13 protein-coding genes and 1 tRNA gene are annotated in these 16,331 nt (G+C 71.2%); 7 read left to right on the forward strand and 7 right to left on the reverse strand.

The window, feature by feature from the left end:
• Positions 1-135 precede the first annotated feature (135 nt).
• From DO944_RS12705 to DO944_RS12720, 4 genes are all read left to right on the forward strand, one after another.
• A complete protein-coding gene (locus DO944_RS12705) occupies positions 136-1,293 on the forward strand; it encodes an AI-2E family transporter (RefSeq protein ID WP_112617602.1) in 1,158 nt (385 codons plus the stop codon).
• 9 nt (positions 1,294-1,302) lie between these two features.
• On the forward strand, positions 1,303-2,346 hold the full coding sequence (locus DO944_RS12710) for an ATP-dependent DNA ligase (RefSeq protein WP_112617487.1): 1,044 nt from the start codon (positions 1,303-1,305) through the stop codon (positions 2,344-2,346).
• 143 nt (positions 2,347-2,489) lie between these two features.
• A complete protein-coding gene (locus tag DO944_RS12715) occupies positions 2,490-4,601 on the forward strand; it encodes a phosphatase PAP2 family protein (RefSeq protein ID WP_112617488.1) in 2,112 nt (703 codons plus the stop codon).
• A gap of 80 nt (positions 4,602-4,681) precedes the next feature.
• Positions 4,682-5,980 carry a threonine/serine exporter ThrE family protein gene (locus tag DO944_RS12720; protein WP_112617489.1) on the forward strand — a complete coding sequence of 433 codons (1,299 nt, stop codon included), beginning with the start codon at positions 4,682-4,684 and terminating at the stop codon, positions 5,978-5,980.
• A 15-nt stretch (positions 5,981-5,995) separates the two neighbouring features.
• Here DO944_RS12720 and ligD read toward each other — a convergent pair whose 3' ends face one another.
• From ligD to DO944_RS12745, 5 genes are all read right to left on the reverse strand, one after another.
• Positions 5,996-7,027, reverse strand: coding sequence for a non-homologous end-joining DNA ligase (ligD, locus tag DO944_RS12725; RefSeq protein WP_112617490.1), 1,032 nt, complete (start codon positions 7,025-7,027; stop codon positions 5,996-5,998).
• A gap of 186 nt (positions 7,028-7,213) precedes the next feature.
• A complete protein-coding gene (locus tag DO944_RS12730) occupies positions 7,214-8,296 on the reverse strand; it encodes an SseB family protein (protein ID WP_112617491.1) in 1,083 nt (360 codons plus the stop codon).
• Between the two features lie 48 nt (positions 8,297-8,344).
• Entirely contained in the window at positions 8,345-10,813 is a 2,469-nt protein-coding gene (locus tag DO944_RS12735) for an ATP-dependent helicase (protein ID WP_112617603.1), read from the reverse strand.
• 44 nt (positions 10,814-10,857) lie between these two features.
• On the reverse strand, positions 10,858-11,541 hold the full coding sequence (locus tag DO944_RS12740) for a response regulator transcription factor (protein WP_181574237.1): 684 nt from the start codon (positions 11,539-11,541) through the stop codon (positions 10,858-10,860).
• The gene (locus DO944_RS12745; protein WP_112617492.1) at positions 11,510-12,751 is read right to left on the reverse strand and encodes an ATP-binding protein; all 1,242 of its coding nucleotides are present in this window, start codon (positions 12,749-12,751) and stop codon (positions 11,510-11,512) included. Before DO944_RS12745 ends, DO944_RS12740 begins: the two co-directional genes overlap by 32 nt.
• A gap of 114 nt (positions 12,752-12,865) precedes the next feature.
• On the opposite strand from DO944_RS12745, the gene DO944_RS12750 reads away from it, so the two are divergent.
• From DO944_RS12750 to DO944_RS15690, 3 genes are all read left to right on the forward strand, one after another.
• Positions 12,866-14,365, forward strand: coding sequence for a PspC domain-containing protein (locus DO944_RS12750; protein ID WP_112617493.1), 1,500 nt, complete (start codon positions 12,866-12,868; stop codon positions 14,363-14,365).
• Positions 14,362-14,715: a hypothetical protein gene (locus DO944_RS12755; RefSeq protein ID WP_181574238.1), complete on the forward strand. Its 354-nt coding sequence runs from the start codon at positions 14,362-14,364 to the stop codon at positions 14,713-14,715. The genes DO944_RS12750 and DO944_RS12755 overlap by 4 nt, the downstream gene beginning before the upstream one ends.
• Positions 14,716-14,778: 63 nt before the next feature.
• Positions 14,779-14,854, forward strand: a tRNA-Met gene (locus DO944_RS15690).
• An 8-nt stretch (positions 14,855-14,862) separates the two neighbouring features.
• Here the strand turns inward: DO944_RS15690 and DO944_RS12760 are convergent.
• Together DO944_RS12760 and DO944_RS12765 are read right to left on the reverse strand one after the other, a co-directional pair.
• Complete coding sequence (locus DO944_RS12760; protein ID WP_112617494.1) at positions 14,863-15,168, reverse strand: biopolymer transporter Tol; 306 nt, start codon at positions 15,166-15,168, stop codon at positions 14,863-14,865.
• Between the two features lie 43 nt (positions 15,169-15,211).
• Complete coding sequence (locus DO944_RS12765) at positions 15,212-16,318, reverse strand: acyl-CoA desaturase (protein WP_258524727.1); 1,107 nt, start codon at positions 16,316-16,318, stop codon at positions 15,212-15,214.
• Positions 16,319-16,331 lie beyond the last annotated feature (13 nt).

Below are 16,331 nucleotides of genomic sequence, written 5' to 3' on the forward strand. Positions count from 1 at the left end.
CCCGCCGACACCTGAGCGACGGGTCGGTGAACGGGAGGAGCCGCGGACGTGACCGCCGCCGCCGCTGCCCTGCCCCGCGAGCGCCTCGAGCGCAACCCCGCGTCAGGGGCGTCGCGGTCCGCTAGCGTCGTCGTCATGAGCCTGTTCCGACGGAGACCGCGGCCCGAGATCGTGCTGGCGGATGCCATCGACCGCGACGCCGAGCGACCTCCCGCAGGCCTGTGGGCCGACGGCTTCGGGCGGCTGGCCATCCGCGCAGTGCAGATCATCGTCCTGGTGATCCTCGCGATCGGCGTCGTCTACGTGCTGCGCCAGGTGTCGGTCGTCGCGATCCCCCTGATCCTCGCGCTCATCTTCGCGTGCGCGTTCGCGCCGGCCATGAGCTGGATGCGTCGTCACGGGGTGCCGTCGCTGCTGGCGACGATCATCACCCTGCTCACGATCGTGCTGCTGCTCAGCGGCCTCTCGTGGCTCATCGTGTGGGCCGTCCGCGACCAGTGGGACGACCTGTACTCGCAGGCCGAGGAAGGATTCCAGCAGCTCGTCGCGTGGGCGCAGACCCTTCCCTTCTCGATCGATCAGAAGCAGATCGACGAGTGGCTGGGCGCCCTCGGCGACTTCGTCACCAGCGCTCAGTTCGGCTCGGGCGCCATCGCGGGCGTCAGCGCGGTCGCGACCTTCATCACCGGCGCGGTGCTGATGGTGGTGATCTTGTTCTTCTTCCTCAAGGACGGCCCGCGCATGTGGGAGTTCCTGCTGCGCCCGTTCCGCGGGGCGAACGAGCAGCGGGCTCGCCGTATCGGCGACAAGACGGTCGTGGTGCTCGGCTCCTACATCCGCGGCACCGCCGCCGTCGCCTTCGTCGACGCGGTCGGCATCTTCATCGCGCTGCTCGCCCTCCAGGTTCCGCTCGCCATCCCCCTGGCCGTGCTCGTCTTCCTCCTGGCCTTCATCCCGATCGTCGGTGCGACGCTCGCCGGCATCCTGGCCGCGCTCGTCGCACTCGTCGCGAACGGCCCGCTCAACGCGGTCCTCGTCGTCGGTGCCGTCGTGCTCGTCAACCAGCTCGAGGGCAACTTCCTGCAGCCGGTCCTCATGGGCCGCACGATGAAGCTGCACTCGTTCGTCGTGCTCGTCGCACTGACCGCCGGCACCGCGATCGGCGGCATCCTGGGCACCCTGCTCGCCGTCCCGATCACCGCCGTCGTGTGGGGCATCGTGCAGGTGTGGGACGGGCCGAACCTGCCCGCCCGCTGGGCCCGACCGAAGCCGCGCGAGCAGCTGCGCGCCTGAGGAACCGCGATGACGTACGACATCCCCGCCCCGATGCTGGCCAAAGCGGTGCCCGCCATTCCGGATGCCGGGCCCCGCGGCGCGGGGCTGTCGTTCGAGCCGAAGTGGGACGGGTTCCGCGCGATCGTCTCCTGGGACGGCGAGAGGGTCGAGATCGGAAGCCGCGGTTCGAAGCCGCTCACCCGGTACTTCCCCGAGCTCGTCGACGCCTTCTCGAGGCTGCTCCCCGAGCCGTGCCTCATCGACGGTGAGATCGTCGTGGCCACCGACACCGGTGCCGGCCGGCGGCTGCAGTGGGAGGCTCTGTCGCAGCGGATCCACCCCGCGGCCTCGCGCGTGGCGCTGCTGAGCGAGCAGACACCTGCCATGTTCATCGCGTTCGATCTCCTGGCCCGCGGCGAGCGAGACCTGCAGGCCGAGCCCTTCTCGCGGCGGCGTGAGGAACTCGTCGAGCTGCTGCGCGACGTGCCCGATCCGATCCACGTGACGCGCGCGACCGACGACGTGCGCACCGCGCGTCGCTGGCTCGCGGAGTTCGAAGGCGCCGGCCTCGACGGCGTCGTCGCCAAGCCCGTGGATCAGCCCTACGCCCCGGGCAAGCGCACGATGCTCAAGATCAAGCATGCCCGCACGGCGGACGTCGTCGCGATCGGATACCGCATCCACAAGTCCGGCACCGGAGTCGGCTCACTCCTCGTCGGGCTGTACGGCGATGACGGCGAGCTGCACGGGGTCGGCGGGGTGTCCGCGTGGAGCGACAAGCGGCGCCGTGAGCTGATCGACGAGCTCGAGCCGCTGGTCGAGCGGGATGCCGCCGGGGCGGCGGTCACCGGCGAATCCGACCGCTCGCGCTTCGCATCGTCGAAGGATGTCTCATTCGTGAGGCTGCGACCCGAGCTCGTGCTCGAGGTGCGCTACGACCAGCTCGAGGGTCGGCGGTTCCGGCACACGGTCCAGTTCGAGCGCTGGCGCCACGACCGGGACGCCCGCTCGTGCACGTTTGACCAGCTCGAGACCGTCGCCGCCTACGACCTGGCCGACGTTCTGGACTGACGGCGGGCGAGGGGGCGACACCGGCCGTTCACGCCGCGGCCACCGATCGTTGCGCGCCGCTTCCTAGCGTGCGAGAGTCGCCCGCAACCCCCGCCCGCCCGGGCCGGGGGCGCGATTCTCCCCCCGCATCCGAAGGACGCTGCATGCACCTCGCTCCCTCTGCTCCCGATCCATCCCGGCGCCGCACGGGCATCCCCCTGGCCGTGGCGGCGCTCGCCGTCACGACCCTCGCTCTCGGCGTCGCCGCGCCCGCGAACGCGGCCGCCGGCGATCTGCTCGACGAGAACGCGATCGCACCGCACGCCGCTCCCTACGGCACGTTCGTCGACGTCTACACCGCGAACAGCTCCGCCAACACCACGCCCGAGACGAACCCCGCGATCGGTGTGCTCTCGGGAATGCTCGACCTCTGGCAGCCGGGAGCCACCTGGGACACCGGCCGGGCGACGGATGCCGGCGCGGCGGTGCTCGACGCCAACATCGCGCGCAACGTGGAGGTCGCGCGCACCCGTACCGCAGCGGACGAGACCGCCGCGTGGATCTTCGACCGGCGTCATCAGAGCTACAGCGCCATCGACGGACTCGGCCCGGCAGCCTCCGCCTTCCGCGAGGCGATGAATGCCGGCACCACGATCCCCGACGCCATCCCCGCCGACGCCACGACGGTGCGCTACGACGACGCCGGCAACGCCTCGGGCCGCTGGGCAGACCCGAACTCCGAGCTCGGCTCGGTCGTCGCGCTCGTCGACACGGTGCGCGGTCCCTCGGCCTCGTCGAACCCGTCGAAGAACTTCTTCAGCTACAAGCGACCGTTCCGCTGGGTGGACGACTCGATCATCGTCCCCGCGCTGATGCCGGTGCGAAAGCCCGACAGCGAGGCGGCGAGCGACGGCGGCTTTCCGAGCGGTCACACCAACGCCGCCTACCTCGCCTCGTTCGCCCTCGCCGACGCGGCGCCGCAGTACCAGGACCTCCTCATCGCGAACGCCGCCGAGATCGGCGACAGCCGCATCGTCGCCGGGATGCACTCGTCGCTCGACGTCATCGGCGGTCGCGTGCTGGCGACCGCCCTCGCCGCCGCAAGCCTGAACGATCCCGCGAACGCCGAGCTGCGCGCCGCCGCGTCGGCCGAGGCCCAGGGTCTGATCGACACGCTGCCCGCCCCGGCATCCACATCCACGCTCGACGATGCCGACTACGACGCGCTCGCGCAGCAGTACCGCGATCGCATGACCTACGGGCTGCCGAGCACGGGCGTCGCCGGCCTGCCCGCACGCGTCCCGGCCGGCGCCGAAGTGCTGCTCGAGCACCGGCTGCCCTACCTCGACGCCGAGCAGCGCCGCTGGGTGCTCCACTCCACCGCCATCGACTCCGGCCACGCCGTGCTCGACGACCCCGAGGGCTGGGGACGACTCAACCTGTTCGAGGCGTCGAACGGATACGGTGCCTTCGACACCGATGTCACGGTGACGATGGATGCCGGCTCCGGCGGCTTCGCCGCAGCCGACGAGTGGCGCAACGACATCGACGGTTCCGGGTCGCTGACGAAGGACGGCTCCGGCACCCTCGTCCTGTCGGGCGAGAACACCTACACCGGCGGCACCATCATCGACGACGGCATCGTGCAGGCGACCTCCCCGACGGCCCTCGGCACGGGCGACCTCTCGGTCACCGGCGGATCGCTCGTCGAGGCGACCTCCGGGCTCGCCGTGGGCGGCGACTTCACGCAGGCGAAGGATGCCGCGCTCGAGCTGTCGGTCGAGAACGCAGCGCCGGCCCTCTCGATCGCGGGCACCGCCACGCTCGGGGGCACCCTGCGCGTCGCCCTTCCCGCGGAGGCTCCGGCCTCTCCCCTGCGGCTGATCGCGTACGGCGCGCGTGCCGCCGACACGACGTTCGACGCGGTCGAGCTCACCGGCGCCGGCGCGGGCTTCGACGGCGCACTCGAATACCGCGCCGACGGTGTGTACCTCGTCGACGTCGCCGCTCCCGGGGAGACGCCCGGGGAGACGCCCGGCACCCCGGCGCCCGGCATCCCGGCGCCCGGCGTTCCGATGCCCGGAGCTTCCGACACCGCTGCCGGAGGCGACTCCGCTGCGGCCATCGGAACGAGCGCGGCGCGACCCACCACCGACCGCATCGCGCGGACCGGCGGCGAGGGCTCGCCGGTCGGTCTCCTGATCGGCGGAGTCCTCCTGGTCTCCGCCGGAGGCGTCGTGCTGCTCTCGCGGCTCCGTCGCCTCGCGCGCCGCTGACAGCGCGGCGACCCGATCGACCCGATTGGTCCGGCCGATCCTCCCACCCGAGCAGCCTCCTCGGGTGGGAGGATCGAACCATGCGGGATGACCAGCGCGACGACGTCCCCGACGGCACCGCCGAACTGCACCTCGAGCCCCTGCGGTTCATCGCGCGGACGGATGCGGTCCTCCGCCTCGGCACGCTGATGCTCGGCGCGGGCGCTTCCTCGGCCCGTGTGCGCGACACGATGGACCGCACCGCTCACGGACTCGGCCTTGATCGCCTCGAGTCGCGCGTCGGGATGACCGACATCGTCATCACTGCGCAGCGGGGACAGCTCTTCCGCACGAGGGTGGCCGACGTGCGGCATCCGGTCGTCAACTCCGAGCGGATCGCCGAGGTCATGCACCTCTCCCATCGCGTCGCCGGCGGCGTCACCGCGGACGACCTGCAGCGCGAGCTCGACCGGATCGAACGGATGCCGCCGCGTTACCCGACCGCGGTGCGGGTGCTGGCCGCCGCGGCGGCCTGCACGGCCTTCGCGTTCCTCAACAACGGCGGATGGGCCGAGTGCCTGAGCGTGGCGCTGGCCGTCGCGCTCGGCCAGTACGTGCGCGTTCGCGGAGCCCGGCTGCAGGTCAACGAGTTCTTGCTGGTGTTCCTGTCGGCTTCGGCCGCGCTGCTCACCTTCCTGGGCGTCTCGCATCTGATCGAGCTGCTCGGTGCGCCCTCGCCGCAGTACGGCGCCGCGCTGACGAGCGCCGTGCTCTACCTGGTGCCCGGATTCCCCCTTGTCACGGGTGCCCTCGATCTCGCCCGCCTCGATCTCAACGCGGGAGTGAACCGCGTCGTGTACGCCTGCCTCGTGCTGCTCTCGACAGGGTGCGCCGTGTGGGCCGTGGCCGCCGTGTTCCAGACGAGTGCCGTCGCCGTCGCGGCCCCCGAGCTGGCGGAGCCGCTGCTCTCCCTCGGTCGCCTCGTCGCGGGGTTCGTCGGCGTGATGGGCTTCGCGCTGCTGTTCTCGACGCCCTGGCGCATCGCTCTCGCGGCCGCGGCGATCGGCACGGTGGCCAACGTGGGCCGCCTGCTCATGATCGACCACGGCACGATGCAGCCGGTCGCGGCCGCCGCAGCCGGTGTCGCGGTCGGATTCGGAGCGTTCGCCGTGTCGCGCTTCGTCCGGGCTCCGCGCATCACCCTCACCGTGCCCGCCGTGCTGATCATGGTGCCGGGAGCCTCCGCCTACCGGGCCATCGTCGGGACCATCGAGAGCGACACCATCAGCGCGGTGCAGTACGGGGTGACGGCGGTGTTCGTCGTCGTCGCTCTGGCGGTGGGCCTCACCGTCGCGCGTGTGGTCACCGAGCGCGAGTGGCAGCGCCCCTCCGCACGGTGAGCGGCGGGATGCCGACTAGTCGGCGCCCGGCTGTCGAGCGCGGCTCGGCTGCACGCGCGGCGGCTCTCCCGGCATCTTGGGGAACTCCGGCGGGAAGGGCAGCTCGCCGAGACCGGCGTCGAGGTCGCGCTGCCACCACTCCAGCAGGGTGCCGATGCGGCCGGGGTCGGCCTGCAGCTCGGCCCAGGGATCGCCGATGTCCGCCAGCCGCTGCGGCACGGTGCGGACCGTGAACGCGGACGGTTCGACTCCGGCCTCGAGCTCGTCCCAGGTGATCGGGGTCGCCACCGTCGCCGCCGGCAGCGCCCGTGCGCTGTAGGCGCCCGCCATCGTGCGGTCGCGGTTCGCCTGGTTGAAGTCGACGAAGACGCGCTCGCCTCGCTCCTCCTTCCACCAGTTGGTGGTCACCCGGTCGGGCATCCGGCGTTCGAGCTCGCGCCCGGCGGCGATGACCGCGTGCCGCACATCGAGGAACTCGTGCGTCGGCTCGATCGGACAGAAGACGTGCAGGCCGCGATTGCCGCTCGTTTTGAGGAACGCCGTCAGGCCGGCCTCGGCGAGGACTTCACGCAGAGCCGGCGCGACGGATGCGGCATCCGCGAAGTCCGTGCCCGGCTGCGGGTCGAGGTCGATCCGCAGCTCGACCGGGTTGTCCGTGTCGGCGGCGAGCGAGGCCCACGGATGGAAGACGACCGTGTTCATCTGCACCGCCCACACGACGGCGGCGGTCTCGTTCAGCACGACCTGGGGATGCCGCCGCCCGCTGTTGTAGGTGCACACGACCTGATCGACGTAGCCCGGGGCGCCCTTCGGCGGATTCTTCGAGAAGAACCGCTCGCCGTCGATCGAGTCGGGGAAGCGCTCGAGCGAGACGGGCCGATGGCCGTTGGCCCGCAGGAACGGCTCGGCGACAGCGATCGCGTACTCGGCATACTCGTGCTTGGTGATGCCGAGCTCGGGCCACAGCACCCGATTGGGGCTCGAGAGGCCGACCTCACGGTCGCCCTCGGGGCCGGGCACGGTCAGGGTGATGCGCTCGCTCGCCATGGCCCGACCCTAGGGCGTCGGGAACGGATGACGTAGCCCCTGGACAATCCCGTCGGCGGAATGCTCGGCGACGGAGCGAGCGGATTGATACACCTGCCGGACCGGCGGTGCTGGTGAGCCCTCGCACGCGGCGTGTGGGCTCACCGGCACCGGCGGCCCGACGGATGTATCAGCGCGAGGACGTCGTCAGGACGCCGGCGGCTCGGAGGCCGGCTCAGTCGGCGCGGCCGGAGCGGGCTCGGGGTCGGGCTCGTCGGCCCGCGCGAGGACGGGACCGAGGTGGGCGCGGTCGACATGGATCCAAGGCCCACCCGGGTCGACGATGACGCCGTTGAGCGCGGGGTTGGACTGGAGGGCACGCGCCAGCTGGGGCGCGGTCACCGGCACGGGGCGGTCGCCGCGCTGCAGCACGAGCACCTCGAGCGGGTGCGAGTAGACCTCGAGGCGCCGCTCGCCCGATACGGTGCGCGACTCGGCGAGACCGAGCTGGCCGCTGTCGCCCGCGGGACCCGCGGCCACCCACAACGGTGCCTGCGCGAGAGCCTCGCCGACCGCAGCCGCCGTCTCGGCGCTGCGCGGTCCGGCGAGCAGGTTCTTGATCGTGAAGGCGGGATCGCCCTCTTCGAACGCCTTCGTGATGAGCTGCACGGGCAGGACGATGCGCGATCCGGCGACCGCGTGATCGATGATGAGGCCCTCGTACGGACCCTCGATCGCGTTGCGGAACACGTTCGCGACGGGAAGCCCCAGCGCCGAGGTGTCGCGGTCGCCGTCGGCCTCGACGCTCGCCCGCAGCGATGCGCCGCCGGTGAAGGCGAGGAGGAAGCGGGCACCGTCGATCTGCGAGACCGCGAGCGTGATCGGCTTGCCTTCGGCCGTCAGGGCCCGCGCGTCGCCGCGCACGCGAACGTACATCGTGCCCTGCATGCTCTGACGCATGACGTTCATGACGTCGACGTTGCCGGGCTTCTCCGGCAGCGACGCCAGGGCCGCCTGCACGAGGGTGTTGTCGGGCATGCCCGTCACCGTCTCGGTGCGGGCGGGGGCCTCAGCCGGCGGGCGCGTGACCGTCCGCTCGGGCTGCGCCGGGGCTGCGGCCTGAGCGGGAGCACCGAAAGTCGACACCGAGATGCCCACGTGGGGCACCACCTCGGCAGGTGTCTCGGCGTCGGGGGTGACGGCGGAGTCGCCGTCGACGTCGGCAGCGACCTCGTCGGCGTTCGCGGGCTGGCTCGTGGTGTCTCGCGCGGAGCGCTTGAAGATCGCCATGTCCCCGAGCCTAACCCGCGCCCCCGCGCCGCGCGGGGGGGGGTTGCGTCACAGCTTGACGATCGGTGCGATCTTGATGAGCAGCTTCTTCGGGCCGGCCGAATCGAAGCGGACGTGCGCGACGCGCTTCGCCCCCTCGCCCGTGACCGCGTCGACCCGGCCCTCGCCGAAGTCGTCGTGTCTGATGCGGTCGCCGGGGCCGAGCTCGAGGTCGCCGTTGTCACGGACCTTGGCCGGGATGCGGTTGGCGAACTTCGCGATATCGCCGCTCTTCTCCTTGCGCGGAAGCGGCACGAGGTCGTCGCCGTATCGCTTGCCCGATCCGCCGAAGCCGCCGCCGGATCCGCCGGAACGCCGACCATTGAGGGCTCGTGACTGCATGCCCCCGCGCGAGTTGACGTCACCGGGCGACTGCCGCCAGTCGATCAGGTCGTGCGGGATCTCCTGCAGGAACCGGCTCGGCATCGCGGCGGACACCTCGCCGAACTGCGCTCGCGTCATGGCGAGCGAGAGATGCAGGCGCTTGCGGGCACGGGTGAGCGCCACGTAGAAGAGCCGCCGCTCTTCCTGCGGGCCGCCGGGCTCGTTCGCCGAGATGCGGTGCGGGATGAGGTCCTCTTCCACGCCCGTGACGAACACGGCGTCGTACTCGAGACCCTTCGCCGTGTGCATGGTCATGAGCGACACCGTGCCGGATGCGTCGTCGAGGTCGTCGGCATCGGCGACGAGGGCGACCTCGGTGAGGAAGTCGAGGATGGTTCCCTCGGGATTGTTACGGGCGAACTCGCGAGTCACCGCGATGAGCTCGTCGAGGTTCTCGAGGCGCGCTTCGTCTTGCGGGTCGCGGCTCGCCCGGAGGGCGTCCATGTACCCCGACTTGTTCAGCAGCACCGTCAGGCCCTCGGTCACGGACGTCGGCGGGGCGATCTCACCCGAGCTCGGCAGCATGATCTCGGACGCTTCGGCGAGAACGGCATCGAGCTGCGCGATCGCGGCCTGGATCTTCGGACCCACGCCGAGCGCCGAGGCGTTGGCGAGCGCATCGCGGAAGGTGATCTGGTGGTCGGCCGCGTACCGGGCGATGGACGTCTCGGTGACGTCGCCGATGCCGCGGCGCGGGCGGTTCAGGATGCGGCGCACCGCGAGCTCGTCGGCGGGGTTCGCCACCGCGACGACGTAGGCCAGCGCATCCTTGATCTCGGCACGGTCGTAGAACTTCGTGCCGCCCATGATCTTGTACGGGATCGCCGCGCGGATGAAGATCTCCTCCAGCGCTCGCGACTGCGAGTTCGTGCGATAGAAGACCGCCATCTGCGAGTAAGGCACCGACGAGCGGTGCAGCGCTTCGATCTCGTCGGCGACGAACTGCGCCTCGTCGTGCTGCGAGTAGCCGGTGAAGCCGACGATCGCGTCGCCCGCGCCGACATCCGTCCAGAGCTTCTTGTCTTTGCGGTCGAAGTTATGGGAGATGACGGCGTTCGCGGCAGAGAGGATGTTCTGCGTCGAGCGGTAGTTCTGTTCGAGCAGCACGACCTTCGCGCCGGGATAGTCGCGCTCGAACTCGGTGATGTTGCGGATGTCGGCGCCGCGGAACGCGTAGATGGACTGGTCGGAGTCGCCGACGACGGTCAGCGACGCAGCCTCGACCTCAGGGGCCGACTCGGGCTCGAAGATCATCATGCCGCCCGTCGAGAACGCGTCGCCGCCCTGCCCCTGGACGGGGCGCGTGAGCTCGTGGATCAGCGCGTACTGGGCGTGGTTGGTGTCCTGGTACTCGTCGACGAGGATGTGCCGGAACCGCTTGCGGTACACATCGGCCACGTGCGGGAACGCCCGGAACAGGTAGACCGTCTGGGCGATGAGGTCGTCGAAGTCGAAGGCGTTGGCCCGCTGCAGGGCGGACTGGTAGGCGCCGAAGAGCTCGACGAAGACGCGCTCGGCGGGATCGGACATGTTCGCCTGGCGCGCGTACGAGTCGGCGTCGGCGAGCTCGTTCTTGAGCTTCGAGATGCGGCTCTGGACAGCCGCCGGCGTGAGTCCGAAGGCGTCGGCCTCGTGCTCTTTCACGAGACGCTTGATGAGCGCGCGCGAATCGCCCGAGTCGTAGATCGTGAAGTTCTTGGTGAAGCCGAACTGCTGCGCCTCGCGCCGGAGGATCCGCACGCACGCCGAGTGGAACGTCGAGATCCACATGCCCTGTGCGCTGTCGCCGATCAGCTGCTGCACGCGCTCGCGCATCTCGCCGGCGGCCTTGTTGGTGAAGGTGATGGCGAGGATCTGGCTCGGCCACGCCTCGCGGCCGCGCAGCAGCGACGCGATGCGATGTGTGAGCACCCGGGTCTTGCCCGAGCCGGCGCCCGCGACGATCAGCAGCGCCGGACCGCGATAGGTCACCGCCTCGCGCTGGGGCGGGTTGAGTCCCTCGAGGAGGTCGGCGTCGGGACGCTCGCCCGAGGAGGCGCCGGGGCGCACGGATGCGGCGGACCCGACGATGACGGGCTTGATGGGCTCTGGCATGACCACTCGATTCTACGTTCGGCCACCGACACCCGCCCGGCGACTCAGAGCAGGCGTCGGGCCGTCGCCCAGGCGGTCAGCTCGTGCCGCGACGACAGCTGCAGTTTGCGCAGCACCGCCGAGACGTGCGTCTCGACCGTCTTCACGGAGATGAACAGGTCGGCCGCGACCTCCTTGTATGCGTAGCCGCGGGCGATGAGCCGCATGACCTCCTGCTCGCGCGAAGACAGCCGGTCGAGCTCGTCCACCGCCGTCGCCGTCTCACCGGCCACGGCCCCGAACGCGTCGAGGACGAATCCCGCGAGCCTCGGCGAGAAGACGGCGTCTCCGCCCGCCACCGCAACGACGGCGCGGCTCACCTCGTCGCCCGATGAGCCCTTGGTGATGTATCCGCGTGCCCCGGCGCGGATGACCCGCACGACGTCGTCGGCGGCATCCGAGACGCTCAGCGCGAGGAACCGCGCCGGTGTCGGGGCGGCCCGGGCGATCACCTCCGCTCCCCCGGCTCGGTCCTCGCCCGCGCCGCCGGGCAGGTGCACGTCCAGCAGCACGACGTCGGGTTCCGTTCGCGCGATGACCTCGACGGCGGATTCGACATCCGCGGCCTCCCCGACGACGGCGATCCCCGTGCCCAGATCAGCCCGGAGCCCCGACCGGAAGATGGAGTGGTCGTCGACGATGACGACGCGCAGCGCGTCAGCCACGTGCGTCCCCGGGGCCGCCGACATGGAGGTGGACCTCGGTGCCGCCCGAGGCCGCCGTGCGGACCGATGCCGATCCCCCGGCGCGCCGCATCCGGCCGATGACCGACTCCCGGACGCCCAGCCGGTCGTCCGGGATCGCGGTCACGTCGAACCCGGCGCCGCGATCGCGGATGTACACGTCCACCCCGCGGGATCCGCCCTCGATGTAGACCGAGACGTCGCCGCCGGCGTGCCGGGCGGCGTTGAGCATCGCCTCGCGCGCCGCCGCCGCCAGTTCACCGCTGGCCTGCTCGGCCGACAGCCCGGCGGAGACCACGTCGATCCGCACCGCGTAATCGAGCTCGAGCGCGGCGGCGTAGTCGCGCAGGTCGCTGACGAGGTCGCTGTCGGGGTGCGCCTCGCCGTCGAAGAGCCAGGCGCGGAGCTCGCGCTCCTGTGCCCGAGCGATGCGCGCGGCCTCGCTCGAGGCGCCCGCCGTGTTCTGGATGAGCGCGAGAGTCTGCAGCACCGAATCGTGCAGATGCGCTGCCATCGCGCTTCGCTGCTCCTCGCGGATGCGCCGGACGCGCTCTCCCGACAGGTCGCGCCACCGGCCGGCGAGGAATGCCCCGCCGAGGGCGAGCACCCCAGCGACGGGAAGGGTCAGGTCAGGAAGCGCCACGAGACCGTCGGAGTCGACGCGCGGCAGCATCGCGAGGAGCACCACGATCAGGATGCCGGCCGCGACCGTCCGAACGGTGACGGTATGCCGGCCCCCGCGATCGATGTCTCGGCGGTCGACGAGCTCGGCCCAGCACCCTGCGGTCGTCGCGAGGACGGTCACGAACGCGACGACCGCCAGAAGAGTGGGCGAGAAGGATCGCGACATCCAGGCATCACGGGCCTCGATGGCGAGGACCGCGAACAGGATCGGCAACGCGGCGGTCGCGGCTGCGGCGAGGATCCAGGCGACCGGCGCCTGTCGGGTCGGCGCCGCCGGCCCGGGTCGGCGGGGCACGAGGGCCCAGAACCAGAGGTACAGGAGCGGACCGGCTCCCGCGACGAGCGTCAGGACGACGAACAGCGCACGGATGCTGCCCACCCCGACGCCGAGGTGCTGCGCGAGCCCCGCGCTGACGCCCGAGACCACGCTGTCGCGAGCGCGATCGAGCGGCGGTCGCGTGCCCGGGCCGATGACCGGTCGCGGAGGCGGAGGTCCCGGGTGCGCGGCGGGAGTCGCGAGAGCGGAGGACATGGCCACATCCAATCACTCCGGCCGCGGCGGCACACCAGCGCCGGTGCAGGATCAGGGAAGCCTCAGGGCGATCCCCCATATCGTCCGCTGCCGCGCACCGCGGAGGATCGGACCATGACTTCCGCACCGACTCTCGCCGCCCCACCGCGACCCGATCCCGCGTCACCGACGGAGGGCCGGTTCTTCCGCTGGGTCGACGCCGTCGGCGTCGCCCGCCGAGACGGGTGGATCGGCGGCGTGTGTGCGGGAGTGGCCGCGCGCTGGGGTGTCGACCCGGTCATCGTGCGCGGGCTCGCCGTCGTCGCGACCGTGATCGGCCTCCCCGCCATCGTCGCCTACGCCACCGCCTGGGCGATCCTGCCCGATACCTCGGGGCGGTCGCACGCCGCCGACCTCGAGCGCGGCCGGTTCTCGTACGCCCAGGGTGCGATCCTCGCCGTCGCGATCATCGGGGTCGTGCAGATCCTCGGCCTCCTGATCACTCTCGCCGGCCTCGCGACGAATTCGAGCGCTGCAGCGGTCACGGCTGTCCTCGGGGCACTCGCCCTCATGGGCGCGGTGGTGGTGGCGGCCGGCGTGATCGCGCTGCTGGTCCGAGCAGCGCGTCGGGTCCCGGGCGCCGTGGAGGACGAGCGGCGATGGGCTTCCGCAGCGTCCGAGACGGTCCCGGCCGCATCCGCCGACGGCTCCGACTCGGGTACCGGCGCGGGCGGAGCGGAGGGCGCCCCTGCGCCTACCCCGCCCCCACCCCCGAGCAACGACGCCGACGCCGACGCCGACGAGCTAACCGCCTGGCGCGCTCAGCACGCGGCCTGGAGGGAGCGAGATCGCGCCTGGCGTCGCGAGCAGGGCGACGCCGATCGCGCGGCTCGAACCGCCGCGCGGGAAGAGCGCCGCGCCGCAGCGGCGGCGTTCGCGCGCGAGGCGGCGGAGCGCCGACGCGTACGGCGCGCTGCGCACCCCCGCACGAGCATCGCTTTCGTCGCCGTGACCGCGGGGGCCGCCGCCATCGCCGGCACGATCGCCGGCCTGGCCACTCCGGGCCCCCTCTCCGTCGCGCTCGGTGTCTTCATCGCTGCCCTGGTCACGGCTCTCGCCATGATCGTCGCCGGAGCCATCCGCCGCCGCAGCGGCTTCCTCGCCTTCGCAACCGCAAGCCTGCTCATGGGCGGGTGCGTCGCGGTCGCTGTCTCCGTCGTCGAGGAACTGCACATCGGCGTCTACGGGATCTCGAACGTCTCATCCGAGGCCGGGGCGGAGACCTACCGGCAGACGTTCGGCGAACTCCGCGTCGCGCTCGTCGACGCGTCCGATGCGGCGCCGCTGACCATCGAGAAGGGATCCGGCTCGACCTACGTGACCGTCGCACCCGGTGTCGAAGTGACGCTGCATGCATCTGTCGGCGACGATGCATCACTGATCCTCTCGGAGGGCGACGAATGGACCGTACTCACCGACAGCCCCGACGCACGAGATCTCGGTGCGGACCGAACCGCGGTCGATACGACGATCCCCTCTCGAGGGGAGACGACGACGCGTCAGTCGCTCACCCTCGACCAGGAGAGCGGCTACATCGAGATCCGCATCCTCGACCCGAAGGAGACCGACCGATGACCGACCTGACCTCCACCGAAGACACGGCGCTCCCCTCGCCTCTTGCTCGTCCCCGCGTGCGGTGGGCCGGCATCGTCTGGGGCCTCGCCTTCGCGACGCTCGCCGTCGCGGGCGTCGTGCTCACCCGCTCACCCGACGCCTACGGCGGACTGCTCGAGTGGGGGGCGGCGATCTCGATTCCGACCCTCGTCGCCACGGGCCTGTTGACCGTGGGCGCCGCGGTCCTCGTCACGGGAATCGTCGGCATGCTCAGGCACGCTCAGCGCTCGCTGGCGCCCCGCCACGCTGCTGCGCCCAGCACGGACCACGTCACCGAGACCACCGAGACGCCGGAGCGTCACACGACGTAGCACGGCGTCTCCGGCCTTCACACCCCTGGCGACCCGGCGGGCGCCCACGTAGCGTGAAGGCATCGCGGCGATCCGGGTGGTCCCGGGCATCGGCTCATAACCGATCGCGTTGCGGGTTCGACTCCCGCCGTCGCGTCCATTCGGATCTCAGTCCCCTTCGAGCGCATCGAGTCGCTGCAGCGCGTCCCGCGCCCGCGCGAGGCGATCACCCTCGGGCTCGTCCCACCAGTACGGTCCGCGCTCTCCCAGGCCATGCTTGGCCAGGCCCACGCGCTCGCGCGCTGCGGCGACCGCCTCGTCGTCTCCGCGCCGCTTCGCGGCTCCCACCGCCGATCGACCGCGTCCGAGGTGGGACTTCAGCGCAGCGACGAGATCATCGGGCAGCGAGGGGTCGGTGCGCCGCCAGCGTCTCCCGTCGATGACGAGCCAGCGTTCGGAATCGACTTCGGCCACGGACTCAGTATGAGCCGTGGCCGACGTCGAGGGATGCTGCGCCTCAGGCGCGACGGAACTCCGCGCGCATGGGGCAGTCGAACGGGTCGCGGGCGGCGAGTCCGACGCGGTTGAGGTAGTCGATGACGATGGCGTAGGAGCGCCAGAGTGTGGTCTCGGTGTACGGCACGTTCAGGGCGTCGCACTGGTCCTTCACGATCTCGCGAGCGCGGGCGAGTGCCGGCCGCGGCATGTTCGGGAAGAGGTGGTGCTCGATCTGGTAGTTGAGGCCGCCCATGAGCCACGTCGCCCACCAGCCGCCGCCGATGTTGCGCGAGGTGCGCACCTGCTTGCTGAAGAAGTCGAGCTTCGCGTCGGGCGCGATGATCGCCATGCCCTTGTGGTTCGGCGCGAAGGAGGCGCCCATGTACAGCCCGAAGACGGCGACCTGCACGCCGAAGAAGGCGAAGGCCATACCGATCGGCAGGAAGATGAAGATCGGAGCGACGAAGACCGCGAACCGCGCGAGGATCAGCGTGATCTCGAGCGCACGCTTCTTCACCGGGCCTCGGCTGAAGAGGTGGCGCATCGACAGCGCGTGGAGGTTCAGGCCTTCGAGCAGCAGCAGCGGGAAGAAGAACCAGCCCTGGCGCTGCGTGATGAATCGGCGGATGCCGCGCGCAGTGGCCGCGTCCTCTTCGATGAACGAGATCGTGTCGATCTCGATGTCGGGATCCTTGCCCACCTTGTTCGGGTTCGAGTGGTGCCGGGCGTGCTTGGACGTCCACCACGACAGGCTCATGCCGACGACGCCGACGGCGAGGAAGCGGGCCAGGCGGTCGTTCGCGGGGCCGGAGGCGAGAACCTGCCGGTGGTCGGCCTCGTGTGCGAGGAACGCCACCTGGGTGAAGACGATGCCGAGGGCTGCCGCGATGAGCAGCTGGAACCAGCTGTCGCCGAGCAGGACGAATCCGGTCACGCAGCCGCCGATCGCGAGGATCAGGGCGAGGCCGACGAGGCCGTAGAACCAGGGCGTGCGCCGCAGCAGACCCGATTCCCGAACGACGCGGGAGACATCGGTGAACGCCTTGGCCATCGGCGGGAAATCGGCGGTTCCGGCGTAAGTGGTGCGGATGGGGCCGAGACGCGACTCGACGACGGATGAAGCGATGAGAGCACCTGCT

Source organism: Microbacterium sp. SMR1, assembly GCF_003289625.1.
In the GTDB taxonomy this organism is placed as follows: domain Bacteria; phylum Actinomycetota; class Actinomycetes; order Actinomycetales; family Microbacteriaceae; genus Microbacterium; species Microbacterium plantarum.